Raw genomic sequence first — 17,981 nt, forward strand, 5'->3', positions numbered from 1 at the left:
TTTTCATGGGAGATGGGCGAAGCACCTGCCCCCAGGGAACGCCAACCCAGGGTGATCCAAGCCGGTATTCCATTTCGCAAACACAAGGAGGTGAGGTTGAGATGGGAAGAACCAAAGAGAACAAGCAGGCGATCGTCGCTGAGCTAAAACAAACGCTGAGCGAGTCGCAACTAGCGATGGTGATCGACTATCAAGGGCTGAGTGTTGCTGAGATCACGAACCTGCGGCAACAACTCCGTCCCAGTCAAGCATCCTGCAAGGTGACGAAAAACACCTTTATGCGGATTGCGGTTGAGGGCGATGACAACTGGCAACCTCTCCAGGAGTTGCTGGGTGGGTCCTCAGCGTTCATCTTCGCGAAGGACGATTTTGGGTCAGCCATTAAGGCGTACCAAGCTTTCCAAAAAGCCACCAAGAAAACCGAAATTCGGGGTGGCGTGATGGAGGGTCGCAAGCTGTCTGAGGCCGATATCAAGGCGTTGGGCGACCTGCCGTCGAAGGAACAGTTGATGGCCCAAATTGCCGGGGCACTCAATGCGGTCACGGCCAAGATTGCGATCGGGATCAACGAGGTGCCAGCTTCGTTGGGACGCGCCCTACAGGCGGTGGCCGATCAAAACCAGAGCGAGGCTGCCTAGTTGCTGTCTAGTTTTAGGGTACTCGCGAGTATTGGCTCACGATCGATTTTATTTATTCAATTCACACCACAAGGAGAATAATCATGTCCGCAGCAACCGATGAAATTTTGGAAAAGTTGAAAACCCTGTCGCTGTTGGAAGCGGCTGAACTCGTCAAGCAAATCGAAGAAGCCTTTGGCGTTAGTGCAGCGGCTCCGGTCGGCGGCATGATGATGATGGCGGCTCCGGGGGCTGGCGGTGGCGCAGCAGCCGAAGAAGTCGAAGAAAAGACTGAGTTTGATGTTGTGTTGGAAGAAGTTCCGGCAGACAAGAAGATCGCGGTGCTGAAGGTCGTTCGGGCGATTACGGGCCTAGGTCTGAAGGAAGCCAAGGATGTCGTAGAAGCGGCTCCCAAGGCAGTCCGGGAAGGCGTGGCCAAGGATGCCGCCGAAGATGCCAAGAAGCAACTGGAAGAAGCGGGTGCCAAGGTCAGCATCAAGTAGAACGCTGGCTTGAACGGAAGGCCGATCGTGCCCAGCGATCGGTCCACCTCAGGCGATCGCCCCTTAAACGGGAAATAGCCATCTCGGCTGTCCTAGTGGCTCGAAAAGTAAATTCTGCACCGTTGGTAGTGCGGGCTTTAGCCCGCAACGACTGAAGTCGTTACTACTAACCGTTGGTTATTACTAACCGTTGGTAGTGCGGGCTTTAGCCCGCAACGACTGAAGTCGTTACTACTAACGTTGCGGAACTTTAAGGTTTACTGCCCTAGTCACAGGGGGGCTATCTACCGGCCCCAGCGCAATCGACCGAGATTTCCTCAGATACAGGTGAAATCGGGACCGTGATCCTCATTTTGCCTGTATTTTTTTGCGCGTATTTTTGGGGCTGATGCCATTGGGACTTTGGGGTTAGTCGAGATCGAGATTGCTAGAGCTACGGCTGGTCTTTTTGACAGATTGAGAAAACAAGGCACAATAGAGAGCGTCCTGAAGTGGCCATCCTGCAACTTTAGGGCACGGACTAACGTCTATCCCTCCGAACTGAGCCAATTTTTGGCTCCGATGTGATTGTGAGAAGACCGACCTCTGGAGGTTCCTATGCTGCTCAAACTGCTGACCCCCTCAGCCCTGCTGATGCTAACCCTGCTAGCGATTCCCGTGCGGGCGGAAAATCCCAGCCACACCAGTCGCCTCATCTCAACCAAGGTGTGCGAAAACTGTGATCTTCAGGGGGCAGGACTGGCCCTCACGAACTTAGTTCGCGCTAGGTTGGCGGGGTCTGACCTGAGTTTTGCCAATCTTAGCCGTGCTGACCTGAGTGGCGCCGATCTCAGTGGCGCCGACCTCACCGGAGCCTCGCTCTATGGGGCCAATCTCCAGGGCGCGAATCTACAAGGCGCTAACCTGAAGGGAACAGATTTACGGGAAGCCTTCCTCGGAGAGTCCAACCTCCACGGCACGGATCTGGCCACTGCCCACATTAAGGGTGCCCAAGCCCTACCGGTGGAAGCGGTCGGACCCGCCCAGTTTTATAACTGGGGCCTCATTGATGCCAGTCAACGGAACTTCCAGTCGGCCTTGCATAATTACAACCAGGCGATCGCCACTGATCCTGAGTTTGCAGCGGCTTATCTCGCCCGCAGTATTGTTCGCTTTCAGATGAGTGACGTACAGGGGGCCGTTAAGGACTCTGAGATGGCGGCAGTTTTATTTGAAGATCAGGGACAGGTACAAGGCCAAGAGTTAGCCCAGGGGTTTGTGGATCAGATCCATGAATTAGAGAAGGCTGCCCGTAATGCTGCCCGCCGCCGCCAAATCCAAAGTGTGATCCAGTCGATCGGCTCCATGATGATGCAATTTCTCCTCTAGTTACCTGGCCGTAACCTGGAGCGCATGGCCTGGTATGACCCGATCGTGTCCCGTTGCCAAATCGTAATCCCGCTAGTCGGTGCTATAGCGTTCTTCGGCCCAAGGATCACCCCGGTGGTGATAACCATTGCGCTCCCAAAACCCCAGTTCTTTCTCAGCTAAGAACTCAATCCCGTTAATCCACTTGGCACTTTTCCAGGCATAAAGGTGGGGCACAACCAACCGCACGGGTCCCCCGTGATCCGCAGGCAAGGGTTCCCCAAACACCTGGTGGGCAAGGAAGTTTTCGGGCCGACAAAAATCCTCTAGGGCGAGATTGGTGGTGTACCCGCCCTCACAGTGGATCATCACATGGGCAGCTTCTGGGGCGATCGCGCTCCCTTGGAGTAAATCAGGGATTGCTACTCCCTGCCACTGCACATCCAGCTTGGACCAACTGGTTACACAGTGAAAATCTGCTGTGAAGTGCTGTTGCGGCAACGCCAGCAGATCTGCCCACCGCACCACCCGCTCGGTCACAAGGCCCCAGAGCCGCAAGGACCAGGTTTCTGGGGTGATCTGGGGCGTGCCCCCATAGGTTAAAACTGGAAACCCCTGGGTCAAATATTGACCAGGGGGAACCCGCTCTGGAGACGGCGGTGGCGTGGAGGGTAGATTACCGTGCATAGGAGGAACCGTTATCCGTTAAGGAAGGAGCAACAACGAAGGCTCTCTCGGTCAAGCCAACGGTATTAACCTAATTTATTCTTCGCCTTCCTCTTCATCTGCTTCAGCCGGTGGATAGACGAAGCCAGCCGCCCGCCCGGTCAGAATGGATTTACCCAGGGACAGTGCCCGTTGGGCTTGCGCCTCAGCCTTGCGCTTCCAACTGGCCCGCCGCATATTGCGCTTCGACTTAGATGTTTTCTTCTTGGGAACGGCCATTGCTTACCCCCTCGATCGCTCAACAATGAAAAATTGACACTTTTTCTAGTCTACGCTGTCTTTTCGCGAATTGATCGATCAAGGTGTGCTTTTCTAGACGGCAATGCGTGGGGATTAGGGGGCGGGTTTGGGTACTAGAGAAACGTACAGCGGCGGCACGGCTCGGCATCCAGACGGGTCAATGTGGATTCGCGGAGCGATCGATAGGCTGGAGCATTGTAGATCTCCAGTACATGTTGAGTCCGCACGTCACCGATCGGCCAGGCAGCCTGACCATCCATACAGCAGTGGGCTACCTTGCCCGTGGCAGTAATGGATAAGTCAAACCAGCGTTCACAACCGACATTGGGAACCGGGCCAAGCGGTATATCTACTTGGCCCAGCCATCCCCCGCGCTGGAAGACAGAAAGCTTGAAGTGGGGGAAATGATCATAGACCCATTGCATAAATTCGTGGTCTACAGGGGTCCCATCGCCAACCCTGGACAAAATCACGGGGAACGGGAGCTTGCCATCCACTTTGTATTGATGCAACATCCGCAGGCGATCGAGGGTGTGCTCATAGGAGAGCGACATGGTGGCCTCATAGGCATCCCGGCGATGATCATTAAAGGAAATCCACAGGTAGCTGATATTTTGGATCGATAACAATCGCTTGAGCCGGGATTCTGTTAGCGGTGAGGCGTTTGAGGTTAGGGTAATTTGGGCGTTGGGCAACTTAGCATTAATCGTCGCCAAAATGTCAAATAGACGCTGTTCCAGGAACGGTTCACTCACCTTAAAGGGTGATAATTGAAAGGGCAGATCAGCCGGAATCGCCGTCAAGTCATCAATAACCTTGGCAATCAGGTCATCCGGCATGACGGTGCCTTTGCGTTCTAGGGTTGGGTAGGGGCAGAAGTTGCAGGCCGCGCTACAGAGGGCTTTGGTCTCTAAATGGACATGCTTGGGATAATCCAGGTAGGGCGTTTGCCGGGTTTGGAGGAAGCTCTGCTGATATTGTTGCCAGCGCTGCGATCGCTGTCGGCCTTGGAGTGCATGGGGATACGCTGGATCAGTTTCGAGGATCTGGTCATAAAGCCGAATGGCTTGTTCAAACTGCCCTGCCTGACAGGCTTGTTCGGCTTGGGTCAGCAGGATGCTTAGTAATTCATCCAACCAACAGGAGAGTTGATCGGGGGGGGGCATCGTAGAGAACCGAGAACCAAGTTGAGCTAGCGGTGTCGAGATCGCCATCTAGGAACCAGGCCAGTCCTAAATACCAATAACTTTCCCGATCGTTGGGGGTGTTCTCAATCTGTTGCTGTAGGTGCGCGATCGCTTGGGCATAATTGCCTTGCGCTAAGGACTCTAGCGCCGAATCCTTCAGAGGGGTACTGAGATTTTCTGAAGAAGTTAAGGGCATAAGTAAATTTACTCGCGAGAGAGTAATGACCAACGAAAGCGGGCTATCTCTTCTGTTGTACTCAGTTTTGTCCGGAATTGGGTTGAGAACGATCGCATAAGCAGGGACAAGTGCCAGTATAATGAAGGACGCGGGTGACTGGCGCAACGGTAGCGCATCGGACTCTTAATCCGCTGGTTCTGGGTTCGAATCCCAGGTCACCCATAAACCCAACTAATTAAAATATTGAGTATTTACTGACGATTGCGCCTGCGGGTCCAATCGTCCCTATCCCCTTGGAGCTAGGGCCTATGTCTGCGATCGTGCGTTTGCGTTTGGCAACCCTGGCCCTATTTGTGCAGGCCGATCGCGTCTTGCTGATACACCAAATGACCCCGCCGGAACCCGATACCTGGGATTTACCAGGGGGAGGGGTCAAGCCCGAAGAACCCCTATTGACCGCATTACGGCGCGAGGTACACGAAGAAATCGGTATTAGCGAGTTTACCGTCGATCGCCTCCTGACTGTCGCCGAAGGCTTTTTCCCCGATCCCAAAGTGGCGGTTGCCCCACCCCCTGATGCGCCCACCCGTTTATTACACACCGTGAACCTGATCTACCAATGTCAGCTACCAACCGGACCCATCACCCTCCAGGCAGATGCCCACGAAGTCGGTCCCCGTGGGATTCAGTGGCTTGACCCCCAACACCTCACGCCGGAGCAATGTTCCACCCGCAGTTGGGCAGCCATGCAAGCCGCAGGGCTAGTTGTCTAGAACCCTAAACAGCCACATCGGGAAACATTGCCTAAACAGCCACGTCGGGAAACATTGCCGATCTCTGTGAAGAAGCTTATAAATGCACGCAAGCAAACGCTCAGTGGTCTCACCACTGGACATCATTGCGGAGGAAAAGCCATGTGGGGAAAATGGATATTAGCGGCGATCGCCACTGGTGCATTACAACTCTACACAAAGACCGTATTGCCCCCAGCCCACGTATCCAGTGCGCACATGACTCCAACTCATTTGGCCTCGCTCCTGCGCACCCAGTTGGGGAACCTGGATGAAAAGATTTCGTCAAAACGGAGAGAATGTTCGCAAGTTCACTCCGCCCATGAGTTATTCTCTACCTGTACCTTGGTCAGCGATTGAGGCATCGGTCCCTCAAGTACCTGTGCAACCACCGGAAAAACTCTCAAATTTGGACTTAATCCTGCGGTGTCAGGCGGGGTTGCACCCAGAGCGGGCAGCCTTCAGTGAGCTATTGCGCCGTTACCAGGCCCACGTCGATCGCGTCCTTTACCACTTAGCTCCCGATTGGCAAGATCGTGCCGATTTGGCCCAAGAGGTTTGGATTCGGGTGTATCGCAACCTCAAGCGGCTTCAGGACCCGACCAAGTTCCGGGGCTGGCTGAGCCGGATTGTGACCAACCTGTTCTATGACGAACTGCGCAAGCGCAAACGGCACCAAACCCCCCTGTCCCTGGATGCGCCCTTAAACGTCAACGATGGCGAGATGGAATGGGAAGTGGCAGCGGAAGGGCCGGGTCCAGATGAAGCCTTGGGAACCCAGGAGTTCTATGATCAACTCAGGACGGCGATCGCGGACCTACCGGAGGCCTTTCGCACCACGATCGTGCTACGGGAAATCGAAGGGTTGGCCTACGAAGAAATTGCGGACATGACGGGGGTTTCCCTGGGAACGGTTAAATCCCGGATTGCGAGGGCGCGTTTACGCTTACAGGAACAGTTACAGCCCTATCTGGAGGGTTAGTCGAGGCGTTGGCAAGATTGGCGTGCGTCAGCGCGAACCAGACCCTAACCGGTCAAGGTCAAAGTTCTCTGGAAACCAGATTGACAACGCCAACGACATCGGTAAGCTAGATCAATGGATGGATCGGCTGTGGTTTATTGCTGGTGTGGTTTATTGAGTGTGCGGTTTATTGATTGTAAAGAGCGGTGATGGGAAATGACTTCTAACTTTGACGCTCATGCCAATCCGTATCGGTCGGCAACCGGCAATCTATCTTGCCAGGATTACGATCGCTTTGAATTGCTCAGCGCTTATCTGGATGGCGAAGTGACAGCGGCTGAGCGCCAGCAAGTAGAAGGCTGGTTAGCTTCGGATGCGGAGGTAAAGCAACTCTATCAACGGTTACTGGGCCTGCGGCAGGGCTGGCAAAACCTGCACATTCCCCAAGCTGAGACCAATGTGGATCAATTGGTTGAGCAAGTGTTTGCCCGCGTTGAGCGCCGTCCAACCCGTAAGCTGGTGGTCGCGGGCGCGGCGATCGCGGCGGTTGTTGTGGGGACGCTGCTGAGTGTGCTACCGGAGGAGCGGTTCTTCTCGCCCCAGATGGCCTCGTCACCTGCACCGGATGCGGACGAATTGGTGATTGCCCTAGACAGTCCCTTAATTGAGCTACCCTCGACGATCGAACCTGCACGGCCCCAACGGTCTCCGAATTAAGGCGACGAGTTTACGGATGAAGGCGACAAGCTAAGGCTTGGCTCTCAGGCGACAAACGGTGATGAACTAAGCGAATCCTGGCTCCAGGCGATCGCCAAGGTGTAAGTGACTGCCATTGACAAAATCCCAGCCCGACTGCTGCCGTTTCCCACTGGGTTGGACATGGTGGAGCAGCAGGTAACCGTCCCCTGTTTGGATAATGGGACCGAGTCCCTTAAGGAGATACACAATAGTTCCGGGGGGGGCTTCTGGTTGTGCCGCCGCCGCCTCGGTAAGGGTGGGGAGGGCCGCCGCGATCGCCCTGGCCTCTGGCTCTGGTAGGGCAGTAGAGTAGGGCAGTTCGAGGGTAACCGTCGCCAGGATCTTCAGCCGCTCCCCCTGATACTGCGCCACACAGTGGGGATAGAAACCCCGGATTTGGTTATGGAGCGCGATCGCCGATCGCTGCCAATCTATACAATAGTCTGCCTTTTGAATCAGGGGCGCATAGGTGGCCTGGGCATCGTCTTGGGGAGTCGCGGCTAATTGATTAGCCCGTAGTTGCGTTAGGGTCTCAATTAATAGGTCTGCACCGATCCCGGCCAAGCGTTCCGCTAGGTCAACAGCAGTTTCGAGGGGGGCGATCGGCGTTATGGCCTTGAGCAACATGGGTCCCGTATCCATCCCCGCTTCCATGAACATTGTGGTGATGCCCGTTTCCGGTTCGCCGTGGTAGAGGCACCATTGGATCGGCGCGGCCCCTCGGTATTTGGGCAGGAGGGAGCCGTGGACATTGACACAACCTAGGCGCGGCATGGCCAGCATGGCGGGAGAAAACAGTTGACCGTAAGCCACCACGACAAAGACATCGGCTTGCAGAGCGTTCAATTCGGCCAAGACTTCGGGGGCTTTCTTAATGCGAGGGGGGTCCCAAACCGGAAGATGGTGGGCGATCGCCACCTGTTTAACCGGTGAAGCTGAGGCTTGCCCCCCGCGCCCGCGTCGCTTATCCGGCTGGGTAACAACGGCCACCACATCAAAGTCAGGATGTTGCACCAGACGTTCCAGGGTGGGGACGGCGAAGGCAGGGGTACCGAAGAAAACAATACGCATGAAGGTAACTCGGCAGGTAACTCGGCAGGCAACTCAAGCGGTTAGACGTGAATCAGGCGCGATTCCCTGAGCAAACGGACATTGCCAGAGTTGAAAACTGGGGCTGTCGGCGGAAGGCCCTGGGGTTGTGGTCGGGGTCGTTGAAGTCGAGGGACTTGCGGCTCAGTTCACGGTAGTGGGTGTGGATGTGGCCCCGGTTGTGGCGGTAGAAGTCGTGAAGCTGGCTAAAGCAGGGACAATCAAGATCAACCTTTTTCTTGGTTTGATTGGTGCGCTTAGCCATGCCCATCCCCCTCTACCACATTACCCACGTCAGTAACCTAAGCTCTATTCTCCGATCAAACGGCCTGCTGGCAAACAGCCATCTACAGCGTCTACAGCGGAAGAGTGCCCAGGTTCAGGACATTTCTTACGAAAACATCCAAGATCGACGGGCAAGGAAGCTTGTGCCCTGTGGGGTTGGGGGTGTTTTACACGATTACGTGCCGTTTTACTTTGCGCCCCGCTCTCCGATGCTCTATGCCATCCATCGGCGGTTTACCCGTTATCAGGGTGGACAGGAACCCATTCTGCATCTGGTGACCAGTGTGGAGGCCATCACCACGGCTCATTTAGCTTTTGCCTTCACCGATGGGCACGCAGTCATGGATTATTCCGATTTCTATGATGACTTGGATGATCTAGGGGTGATTGATTGGGATGTCATGAACTCTAACTTTTGGGCAGATACCGACGATGATCCAGACCGCAAACGCAGGCGACAAGAAGAGTTTCTGGTTCACAAGCACTTACCCTGGCACTTAGTCGAGGAGATTGGGGTGTTTAGTCCAGCGGAGCAGCGGGAGGTTTATCAAGTCTTGCTAAATTTTGACGATCGCACCCCCGTTAAGGTTTACCGTGATTGGTATTACTAACTTCACGTTTCTTCACGCGAATATAGTACAATAATACTAAAAGCATGAGCTAAAGCATGGTTGAGTTTCGGCAAGGCAATCTACTGGAGGCGAAAGCTGAGGCCCTAGTCAACACCGTTAACTGTGTCGGTGTGATGGGGAAGGGGATTGCGTTGCAGTTTAAGCAGGCGTTTCCAGAGAACTTTAAGCAATACAAGCGGGCCTGCGATCGCGGCGAGGTGCAACCTGGCCAGATGTTTACTGTGGCAACGGGGACGCTTTTCAACCCGCGCTATATCATTAACTTCCCAACTAAGCGGCATTGGCAGGGGAAGTCACGGCTAGAGGATATCGAGATGGGGTTGGCGGCGTTGGTGGCTGAGGTGCAGCGGTTGGGGATTCAGTCGATCGCAATTCCCCCGCTAGGGTGTGGCAATGGGGGCTTAGAGTGGGCGGTGGTGAGGCCCCTGATTGTTGATGCCTTTGCGGATTTGCCTGCGGTTGAGGTGCTGATCTTTGAGCCAGTGGGGGCACCAACAGCGGAGCGGGTACAGGTGAATACGAAACGTCCCAATATGACCCGTGGCCGTGCCTTGGTGATCTCCCTGTTCGATCGCTATGGCATTCCCGGCTATCGGTTGGGACGCTTAGAGGCACAGAAGCTCGCCTATTTTTTGCAGGTGGCGGGTGAACCCCTACGGTTGGCGTATGTCAAACACCACTATGGCCCGTATGCTGAAAACCTCAATCATGTCCTTCAGCATATTGAGGGTCACTACATCAAGGGCTATGGTGATCGATCGCAAACTTCTCAAATGTACGTTTTACCCGAAGGTCGGAGTCAGGCAGAAGCATTTTTGGCCAAACATGACGATGCCCACCAGCGGTTAGAACAGGTGGCCCAACTGATCGAGGGGTTTGAGACCCCCTATGGCATGGAGATGTTGGCGACAGTTCACTGGGTTGCCCAGGAAAACCCACAGGCAGCGGTTGATGTGGAGACGGCGATCGCGGGGGTTCAGGCGTGGAGCGATCGTAAGCGTCATCTGTTTAGACCCCAACATCTCAAGAAGGCATGGCAACGGCTCAAGGAGCAGGGTTGGTTGGGAAGGCACTGATGGCTAACGCAACACCAAGATTTACAATGAAAATGTACTAATGTGAAGTTTTTCTCAGAGTACTCATGTGCATTCAGTTTCGGTTTCATCCAGAGAAAGCTGTTGAAGCCGCAGCAGCATTTCTGAAGTTACATGGTAAGCCTATGAAATACTTGGGCTTGCTTAAGATGCTTTACATAGCGGATCGGATTGCATTAGAACGTATGGAGCAAGCGATTACTGGGGACCACTATGTATCTATGGATTATGGTCCTGTTCTGAGTGGAGTTTATAAGTAGCACTCAACATCTCTACGTTGCGATTGCAGAAACTTCCCCAAAAAAATGGCTCTTTGTTAACTTCACCACTCGCAAGCCAAGTTCTGAGGCTACCTGTGTCATTCAACCAGGACCAAATGTACCACAATTTATAAAACATGAGTCTGTCATCGCTTACAAACATGCCCGTGAAATGAACGCCTCCGACCTAGCTAAAGTTATTACGGCTGGTAGTCCCATGCCAAAAGAGAAGGTTTCACCAGGAGTTTTGGGACAAATACAGAGGGCACAGAGGATGTGGCGAGCGTTAACTGAGTTGAACGACTTTTTGGTTGGCAAGTAGCACTTGCTGAGTTAATAAATCTTCAACGGTAATCCGTAAGAAACGCTTGTCATCGACCCAACATTGGACTTTGATGCGATCGCTGCCGGGAAAACCAGGGGGATCAAGTTGGGCGATCGTGCGGGCACCTGGGCGATCGTTGAGGGCTTGGACCTGATTGCGTTGACCAATGGTTTTGGTGACAAGGCGATCGCCGTCAAAGTAGACTTCGGTGCTGCTGTTGTTTGACCCCAATTCCCCAATGATTAACTCGATACTGGGTTGCTGCTCAACCGAGGCCCCCAAAACCAGTTCGACGGGATCGGACATGGGGTAGGCTTGGCCGACGGGAATGAGGGGATGCCAATCATGGCGATTCTCGCGCCGGTTCCAGTAGCGAATGCCGTAGCTATGGTACAGAAAGTCCTTGAGTTCGGTGCCCTGGTTGAGGTATAAGGCTCCGGTGGCGATCGCGGTAAAAGGTTTGTGGGCTTGGATTTTGTCAGGGGCGAAGTAGGTATGTGCCCAGGTTTGGACAGCGGGCATTTGGGCAGTCCCTCCCACTAATAACACGGCATCGATATCGGTGGCCTCAATGCCCTGGCGTCGGGCCTGTTGCAACACCTGGGTCATGGCGTCGTCCAGTCGTTGGCAAAATTGATTGGCCCGCAAAATGGCATCCAGTTGGGAGCGATCGAGGTTCAATTCGTAACTGTCCAGAGTAGCCTCATCAAAAAAAACCTCCGTCGCCTGGGTGTGGCTCGATAGCCGAATTTTCAGGCGCTCGGCCAGGCGGGTGATCAGGGGCGAAGCAGCTACGCCTTGGGTTTGGGCGAAGTGCTCGACCAACCAGTGATCAATATCGGCTCCGCCCAGGGCTAAGCCCGCTTTGGCGAGTACCCGTGCTAGTCGTGGCCGTTGACCGGAGTCTCCCGCCAGATTGCGATCGCCCCACTTGAGGATAAAGCCCAGGGGTTTCCGTTCCGGTTGGCTACCCAGGTCTAAGCGCACCAGGGATAGGTCACAGGTACCGCCGCCAAAGTCGAGGACTAGGAGCAATTGCCGATCAGCCATGCCATAGCCCAAGGCGGCGGCTGTCGGTTCATCCAGAAGCCGCACCTGGGGAATCTGGAGGGTCTGACACACCTGCCCCAACCAGTGGCGATAGGCTTCAAAACTATCCACGGGCACGGTTAACACAAGGGCATCAATATCAGCAGGCGTCGTCTGCCGCAGCGCTGTGACCACCCGTTCCAGGAACCATTGCCCGACCTGCTCAAAGGTCATGACTTGCTCATCCAGTTCGGGCAGAAACCCCTGGACGGCGGTGCCAATCCCCCGCTTAAAGTTGCGGAAAAATCGGGGATTATTGCTCAGATCGAGGCCGCGATCGCGCACCCCCTGCCCCACAATGACCTGTCCCTGGGCGGCATCTTCCACATATAACAGGCTCGGTACCACGGGGGGATTCTCCCCCTGTCGGAGGCTCAACACATCGAGATCGATCACCTCTGGTTGTTGGGTGGCCTGGTTCCAACGGGCAATCACCGTGTTGCTGGTGCCAAAGTCGATCGCGTAGGTCATGGGGTAAAGAAAAACAAAAATTTGGGCTTCTTAGATTTTAGGTTTGCGATTGCGGATTTCTGGCGCTAAACATTGGAGCTTATGGATAAGGTATTCCCCTGCCATTGTTACAGGTGTGCACTTTTGCGCCAGATTGGGAATCCTTAACTTGCAGGCATCTCGCTTCCCCGTGCCGATAAGCCAGTGTTTCGGTATCCAGGGTACTCCCCCCAGGTTTGGGGTCGCGCCGCATCTCCGTCGAAGCCTTGCTGTTGTCTGTAGAACCCTTGCTGACCCCCACCTCACCCCTCACGTATTGGGCTAATGCGCCTGGAGGCCATGTATGTTTGATCTCAGCGCTGTATCGTCCATCCTTGGACCAAGTTTGGATACCCTCCTTAATGATCGAGTCTCCCTCGCGGATCTGGCCGATCATTACTTAGACCCGACCTGGAGCGCAACACTGGCCCTGCCGTTCGTCCAAGCGCAATTGGCCAGTTTTTGGGGCAGCACTGAGGGGCTGGAGGCCCTCCGGATTCCCTTTGGGGATGAGTTTGATCGCGATCGGGCTGCTGCCCTAATCCAGGATTGGCTGACGGGTGATTGGAGTACCCTACCCGCGATCGCAATTGTGCCTGCGGCAGTCTTGCCGGGGGCGAATGCTGGCTTTGATGCTCTCACGGGGACAATTTATCTAGCCGATCGTTGGCTGACCGAAACCCTGGCGGACCCAGCGGCCCTGGTAGATACCTTGCTGGAGGAAGTTGGTCACTTTATCGACACCCAAATCAATGCAGTGGATGCCCCAGGAGATGAGGGGGCGATCTTTGCCGCGATCGTGCAGCAAAAGGCGTTAACGGTAGCCGATCTGGCCGCCCTGAAGCTTGAAGATGATACGGCTACAGTGGTGATTGGCGATCGCATCTTCACGATTGAGCGATCCGGCACCCTGGATAACACCCTGGCGACCGCGAACGATCTGGGTACCCTCAGTGGCTCCCAAGTCATCAATGATTTTGTCGGCAGTACCGATACGGCTGATTATTATCGGTTGGCGATCGCGAGTCCCAGTAATTTCAGTCTCGTGCTGGCTGGGATGAGTGCCAACGCCAATGTTCGGCTTTTGAATGCCAATGGTCAGGCGATCGTGGCATCCACTAAAACCGGCACCACCCCCGATACCCTTAACCGCATCCTGGACGCGGGGACCTACTTTGTCCAGGTTTTTCCCTATGGCAGTGCCAATACCAATTACACCCTGAGTCTGAACGCCGAAGCGTTACCTCCCGATGGGGCTGGGAATACCCTGGGGACAGCCCGCCCCCTGGGGGACCTCAGTGGAACCCAAAGTTTCTATGATGCGGTGGGCGGTATCGACACCCAGGATTACTACAGTTTTTCCGTAAGCAGTCCCATTAATCTGAGTCTCGTCCTAGGGGGCCTGAGTGCCAATGCCAATCTCCGGCTCTTAAATGCCAGTGGCCAGCAAATTGCGGCATCAACCAAATTAGGAATTGCCAGCGATAGCCTTAACCGCATCCTGAACGTGGGGAATTATTTTGTGCAGGTTTTGCCCGTAAGCGGAGCCAGGACGGCCTATACCCTAGATATCACGGCCACGGTTTTACCGCCGGATCTGGCGGGGAATAGTCTCAATACCGCCCGCAACTTGGGCAGCTTGACGGGCACCCAAAACGCCTTCGATTTTGTGGGGGCGATCGACACCAATGATTACTATCGATTTACTCTGGACACCCCCCATAATTTCAACCTGGTGTTAGATGGCCTGAGTGCCAATGCGAATGTTCGGTTGCTGAATGGCAGCGGGCAGGCGATCGTGGCCTCTACTAAGACCGGCACTCTCCCGGATACCCTGAGCCGGACACTGGGGGCGGGCACGTATTATGTGCAGGTTTTTCCTGCTAGTGGGGCGAATACGACCTACAACCTGAGTTTGACTGCACTGCCAACCACCTCTCCACCTTCCTCTGGCGGCTTCAATATTCAATTTGACTACCGGTTTGATACGAGGGGATTTTTTAATGATCCGCTGCGTCGTTCCGCCCTAGAGACAGCAGCGAGTATCTGGGAAAGCATTATTCAGGATGAGTTTGCCGATGTCCCGGCGGGTACCTCGCTCTATGTGCGCAATCCCGAGACTAGCAACACCCTGCTGTCGATCACAGCGGGCACGATCGATGATCTAATGGTCTTTGTCGGCAGTCGCAGTATAGATGGGCTTGGGAATACCCTAGCGGATGCTGGCCCTACCTTTGCCTATGCGGTTGGCAGTAGTCTGCAAACCCGGTGGGAAGGATCAGATTTTGAACCTTGGACCGGTAGCATGAGTTTTGATACTAGTGAAAATTGGTTCTTTGATCCGACTCTCGATACGGCCAATGACATTCCAGCGGGCGCCACTGATTTTATAACCGTTGCGGTCCACGAATTGGGGCATATCTTAGGCTTTACTAATGTGAATGCCTTTAGTAGCCGGATTGCCAATGGTACCTTTACCGGCCCGATCGCCAGTTCCCTCTACGGCGGTCCTGTCCCAATGCAAGGGACGCATATTGCCGCCAGTGCGGGCAACCACTTAATGAATACATCCTATACTTTTGGGACGCGAAAACTGCCTACAAGCCTCGATCGGGCTATCCTGGATGATATCGGCTATACCGTTAGCTACAGTTAATCCCCCACGTGCAGTACGCAATTGATAGCGACAAGGGTTATAATTAGAATGGAAACGTGCTTTTCCGACCCTTGAGTAAAAATTTCTGGATTAAAACTTTTCACACCACAGTCGGAGGTGTGTAATGATGCAAGCAACGCAAGCACCCATTGTCTTTCTTGGGATGTTACTCTTTTTCCCGATCCTATTCGGTGTCTTTTACTTTGTCTGGCCCATTAATCATTGGGTAGCCTTCCTAATTCTATGCTTAGGAATCTCTGCTGATGTGGTCGGCGGGTGTAAACTCATTGATCAGATGTTGAACCATGCCTGAGACAGCTTGATCAATATCGATTGATAATGGCGTGATTGAATTGATTGGCCGGATACCCTTAGCCAAACACAGTTGCTTACTCCAAGCGTGGGGGTAAGGCTGAAATTCCGTGCAAGCTAGAGGGGCTGAATCCGGCTAAGCCACTAAAAGATTGCCGGGGAGTCAGTCCTGATGAGTGGCTAGTACAGTATCAAGCCGAAGATGAATGCTCCCGATCGGCTCAGCCCCAACGGATGAGTCCTGCTCACCCAGAAGTGCTGTCGAAGGGTCTGGGAGCTTATCGGTAACCCTACAATTTACGGCTGACAGACCACAAGTCTTGCCGCAGGCAGCGTTGCGCGACTAAATCTCTCTGAATGAGCTTACTTTTTATGGATATCTTATCCATTCTTTGATAAAGTTATCTCATCGGTATCCTGAGAATAGGGACGCTTATTACAAAGCGTTTAGAATATTTAGATTTTACAATCATCTTTCACAATAGATCATCAATCTGAATTTCTTCGTAAAGGAGTCATCTTCAAGTTTTTTTATTTGCATAATTTTTTATCAAAAAGTCATTTTATAACTAGATTTAATATTTTTCTCTCATATAATTAGAGCAATATTATCAAGAAGATCGTCAAGGAAATTGATTGGGATCGGCATTGGAGATTTCCATGAAAATTTTAATTGTAGAAGATGATATAAGCATTGCTAAGACTTTACAGTTATTGTTCTCTACCTGTAATTATGCGGTTGATCTGGCCTTTGACGGGGATACAGGCTTGCAAATGGCAGATATCTACGAATACGATCTGTTTTTGCTGGATGTTCTTCTTCCTAAACTTGATGGTATTAGCCTATGCAAATATCTACGGTCCAAAGGATGCCAAAGTCCCATCTTGTTATTGACAGGGCAGGACGGGGCCAAGGAAAAAGCGATCGCATTGAATACAGGAGCCGATGATTATGTCGTTAAACCATTTGATCCTGAAGAACTGATTGCCCGGGTACAAGCTCTCTTGCGACGGAGTGGTCCCACTAACCAAGCCATCTTAAGTTGGGGACAACTCTCCGTTGATCCCGTTGCTCGTACAGTGGCTTATAAAACTCGTCTGTTATTGGTTTCACCCAAGGAATATGCCATTCTGGAGGTCTTATTGCGCAAACCCCAGCAAGTCCTGAGTGCCAGTGCTATTCTTGATCATGCCTGGACATCGTTGGATGCCCCCGGTGAGGATGTCGTACGATCGCATATTAAGGAATTACGACGTAAACTCACCGCAGCAGGTGCCCCTAAGGATTTTATTAAAACGGTTTATAAGGTTGGCTATCGGCTCAATCCTCTCTACAGTTCTCCAGTGGTTCCCAAGCTTCGAGAACACCTGACTCCACCCCAAGTTGCTGAATTAAATGCCGTTAATGAAGAGTTACGATCGCTCCTAGAGCAACTGCGATCGACCCAAGCCGAATTGCAACAGAAACACCAGGAACTAGAAGCGGCCTATCAAACCATTGCGCAAGAGCGACAACAATTACAAGCTGCTCGTGATGAACTAGAACAACGGGTGGCTGAGCGGACAGCCGAACTCATGGCCACAAACCAGGCTCTACAGGAACGACAGGAGCAATGGCAGGCATTATTTGATCATGCCCTGGATGCAATCGTCATTACCGACGCCAGGGGAAACTATGTTGATATTAATCCAGCGGCCTGTGACTTGTTGGATATTCCCAGAACACAAATCTTGCCTACCCATATTGTCCAGGCTTCTGCCTTAGGAACCCATGAGGAGGACCTATGGCAAGTCCTTAGCCAACAGGGAGAGGTATCTGGTGAGTTTTATGTCTATCGTCAAGATGGCATTATTTTGGAAGTTGAAGTCAATGCGATCGCAAATTTTATTCCTGGTCTCAACCTCGCCATTATGCGAGATATTAGTGAACGTAAACTCAGGGAGATTGAACGCCATCAGGCTACCCTTGCCCTACGCGAAAGTGAACGTAAACTAGCAACCGTCATAAAAAATCTACCAGGTTATGTTTATCGAGTTGCCAATGATTTGAATTATACGCCAGAATTTATTAGTGAAGGAGTTGTTAATATTACAGGTTATCATCAAGCAGACTATCTGATTTATCGCACGATTTCTCACGGGAAAGAGATTCATCCAGATGATGTGGAACTAGTCTGGGATTGTATACAGCAAAAGATTGTTGATCATCAACCCTACGAATGCGAATATCGTATTATCACCCGCTCAGGGACGCTAAAATGGGTGTGGGAACGAGGACAGGGAATTTATGATGATACCGGAAAACTGCTATATCTAGAAGGCCAGAAGTGTTGAAAGTTAGGTTAAGCGATGGAAAAAAGGGACAGAATGCAGTATTCTGTCCTCTAACAAATAAAAAAATGATGTTCTATGATAGCCTCATTCCCGAAGCTTGTCAAATTGATCTTGAAGCAGCTTTGTCC

The 17,981-nt window shown here is 52.8% G+C and carries 20 protein-coding genes and 1 tRNA gene; 14 read left to right on the forward strand and 7 right to left on the reverse strand.

Features of this window, described 5'->3' with window-relative positions:
• Positions 1 to 101 precede the first annotated feature (101 nt).
• From rplJ to ACWIUF_RS13325, 3 genes are all read left to right on the forward strand, one after another.
• Positions 102 to 638 carry a 50S ribosomal protein L10 gene (gene rplJ, locus ACWIUF_RS13315; RefSeq protein WP_448572913.1) on the forward strand — a complete coding sequence of 179 codons (537 nt, stop codon included), beginning with the start codon at positions 102 to 104 and terminating at the stop codon, positions 636 to 638.
• Between the two features lie 83 nt (positions 639 to 721).
• Positions 722 to 1,120 (forward strand): 50S ribosomal protein L7/L12, encoded by a 399-nt coding sequence (rplL, locus tag ACWIUF_RS13320; RefSeq protein WP_448572914.1) that lies wholly within the window; start codon positions 722 to 724, stop codon positions 1,118 to 1,120.
• A gap of 597 nt (positions 1,121 to 1,717) precedes the next feature.
• Complete coding sequence (locus ACWIUF_RS13325) at positions 1,718 to 2,488, forward strand: pentapeptide repeat-containing protein (protein ID WP_448572915.1); 771 nt, start codon at positions 1,718 to 1,720, stop codon at positions 2,486 to 2,488.
• Positions 2,489 to 2,560: 72 nt separating this feature from the next.
• Here ACWIUF_RS13325 and ACWIUF_RS13330 read toward each other — a convergent pair whose 3' ends face one another.
• From ACWIUF_RS13330 to ACWIUF_RS13345, 4 genes are all read right to left on the reverse strand, one after another.
• Positions 2,561 to 3,154, reverse strand: a complete 594-nt coding sequence (locus ACWIUF_RS13330; protein WP_448572916.1) for a sulfite oxidase-like oxidoreductase — start codon at positions 3,152 to 3,154, stop codon at positions 2,561 to 2,563.
• A gap of 75 nt (positions 3,155 to 3,229) precedes the next feature.
• On the reverse strand, positions 3,230 to 3,412 hold the full coding sequence (rpmF, locus tag ACWIUF_RS13335; protein ID WP_448572917.1) for a 50S ribosomal protein L32: 183 nt from the start codon (positions 3,410 to 3,412) through the stop codon (positions 3,230 to 3,232).
• A 134-nt stretch (positions 3,413 to 3,546) separates the two neighbouring features.
• Entirely contained in the window at positions 3,547 to 4,599 is a 1,053-nt protein-coding gene (locus ACWIUF_RS13340) for an SPASM domain-containing protein (protein ID WP_448572918.1), read from the reverse strand.
• Positions 4,562 to 4,816 carry a tetratricopeptide repeat protein gene (locus ACWIUF_RS13345; protein ID WP_448572919.1) on the reverse strand — a complete coding sequence of 85 codons (255 nt, stop codon included), beginning with the start codon at positions 4,814 to 4,816 and terminating at the stop codon, positions 4,562 to 4,564. Before ACWIUF_RS13345 ends, ACWIUF_RS13340 begins: the two co-directional genes overlap by 38 nt.
• Positions 4,817 to 4,948: 132 nt before the next feature.
• On the opposite strand from ACWIUF_RS13345, the gene ACWIUF_RS13350 reads away from it, so the two are divergent.
• From ACWIUF_RS13350 to ACWIUF_RS13370, 5 genes are all read left to right on the forward strand, one after another.
• Positions 4,949 to 5,020: transfer RNA gene (locus ACWIUF_RS13350), tRNA-Lys, on the forward strand.
• A gap of 86 nt (positions 5,021 to 5,106) precedes the next feature.
• Entirely contained in the window at positions 5,107 to 5,571 is a 465-nt protein-coding gene (locus tag ACWIUF_RS13355) for an NUDIX domain-containing protein (RefSeq protein ID WP_448572920.1), read from the forward strand.
• A 141-nt stretch (positions 5,572 to 5,712) separates the two neighbouring features.
• Positions 5,713 to 5,949 (forward strand): hypothetical protein, encoded by a 237-nt coding sequence (locus ACWIUF_RS13360; RefSeq protein WP_448572921.1) that lies wholly within the window; start codon positions 5,713 to 5,715, stop codon positions 5,947 to 5,949.
• Complete coding sequence (locus tag ACWIUF_RS13365; protein ID WP_448572923.1) at positions 5,912 to 6,571, forward strand: sigma-70 family RNA polymerase sigma factor; 660 nt, start codon at positions 5,912 to 5,914, stop codon at positions 6,569 to 6,571. Before ACWIUF_RS13360 ends, ACWIUF_RS13365 begins: the two co-directional genes overlap by 38 nt.
• A gap of 195 nt (positions 6,572 to 6,766) precedes the next feature.
• Positions 6,767 to 7,267 (forward strand): anti-sigma factor family protein, encoded by a 501-nt coding sequence (locus tag ACWIUF_RS13370; RefSeq protein WP_448572924.1) that lies wholly within the window; start codon positions 6,767 to 6,769, stop codon positions 7,265 to 7,267.
• Positions 7,268 to 7,333: 66 nt separating this feature from the next.
• Here the strand turns inward: ACWIUF_RS13370 and fmt are convergent, their stop codons facing one another.
• Positions 7,334 to 8,359, reverse strand: a complete 1,026-nt coding sequence (gene fmt, locus ACWIUF_RS13375) for a methionyl-tRNA formyltransferase (protein ID WP_448572925.1) — start codon at positions 8,357 to 8,359, stop codon at positions 7,334 to 7,336.
• 52 nt (positions 8,360 to 8,411) lie between these two features.
• Positions 8,412 to 8,642, reverse strand: coding sequence for a hypothetical protein (locus ACWIUF_RS13380; protein WP_448572926.1), 231 nt, complete (start codon positions 8,640 to 8,642; stop codon positions 8,412 to 8,414).
• Here ACWIUF_RS13380 and darT point away from each other — a divergent pair.
• The 3 genes from darT to ACWIUF_RS13395 all read left to right on the forward strand — a co-directional run bounded on the left by darT (position 8,641) and on the right by ACWIUF_RS13395 (position 10,648).
• Positions 8,641 to 9,273, forward strand: coding sequence for a type II toxin-antitoxin system toxin DNA ADP-ribosyl transferase DarT (gene darT / locus ACWIUF_RS13385; protein WP_448572928.1), 633 nt, complete (start codon positions 8,641 to 8,643; stop codon positions 9,271 to 9,273). The two genes, ACWIUF_RS13380 and darT, sit on opposite strands and share 2 nt — an antisense overlap.
• Positions 9,274 to 9,329: 56 nt before the next feature.
• Positions 9,330 to 10,370: a type II toxin-antitoxin system antitoxin DNA ADP-ribosyl glycohydrolase DarG gene (gene darG / locus ACWIUF_RS13390; RefSeq protein ID WP_448572930.1), complete on the forward strand. Its 1,041-nt coding sequence runs from the start codon at positions 9,330 to 9,332 to the stop codon at positions 10,368 to 10,370.
• Between the two features lie 167 nt (positions 10,371 to 10,537).
• The gene (locus ACWIUF_RS13395) at positions 10,538 to 10,648 is read left to right on the forward strand and encodes a type II toxin-antitoxin system antitoxin SocA domain-containing protein (RefSeq protein WP_448572936.1); all 111 of its coding nucleotides are present in this window, start codon (positions 10,538 to 10,540) and stop codon (positions 10,646 to 10,648) included.
• Positions 10,649 to 10,934: 286 nt separating this feature from the next.
• On the opposite strand, the gene ACWIUF_RS13400 is transcribed toward ACWIUF_RS13395, so the two are convergent.
• Entirely contained in the window at positions 10,935 to 12,533 is a 1,599-nt protein-coding gene (locus ACWIUF_RS13400; RefSeq protein ID WP_448572931.1) for an Hsp70 family protein, read from the reverse strand.
• Positions 12,534 to 12,855: 322 nt separating this feature from the next.
• Between ACWIUF_RS13400 and ACWIUF_RS13405 the strand changes: the two genes are divergently transcribed.
• The 3 genes from ACWIUF_RS13405 (at position 12,856) to ACWIUF_RS13415 (ending at position 17,853) form a co-directional block, all read left to right on the forward strand.
• On the forward strand, positions 12,856 to 15,207 hold the full coding sequence (locus ACWIUF_RS13405) for a pre-peptidase C-terminal domain-containing protein (RefSeq protein ID WP_448572933.1): 2,352 nt from the start codon (positions 12,856 to 12,858) through the stop codon (positions 15,205 to 15,207).
• A 124-nt stretch (positions 15,208 to 15,331) separates the two neighbouring features.
• A complete protein-coding gene (locus ACWIUF_RS13410) occupies positions 15,332 to 15,520 on the forward strand; it encodes a hypothetical protein (RefSeq protein WP_448572934.1) in 189 nt (62 codons plus the stop codon).
• Between the two features lie 659 nt (positions 15,521 to 16,179).
• The gene (locus tag ACWIUF_RS13415) at positions 16,180 to 17,853 is read left to right on the forward strand and encodes a response regulator (RefSeq protein WP_448572935.1); all 1,674 of its coding nucleotides are present in this window, start codon (positions 16,180 to 16,182) and stop codon (positions 17,851 to 17,853) included.
• The last annotated feature ends 128 nt before the right edge of the window (positions 17,854 to 17,981 follow it).

The sequence above is a fragment of the Trichothermofontia sp. genome (assembly GCF_053493415.1).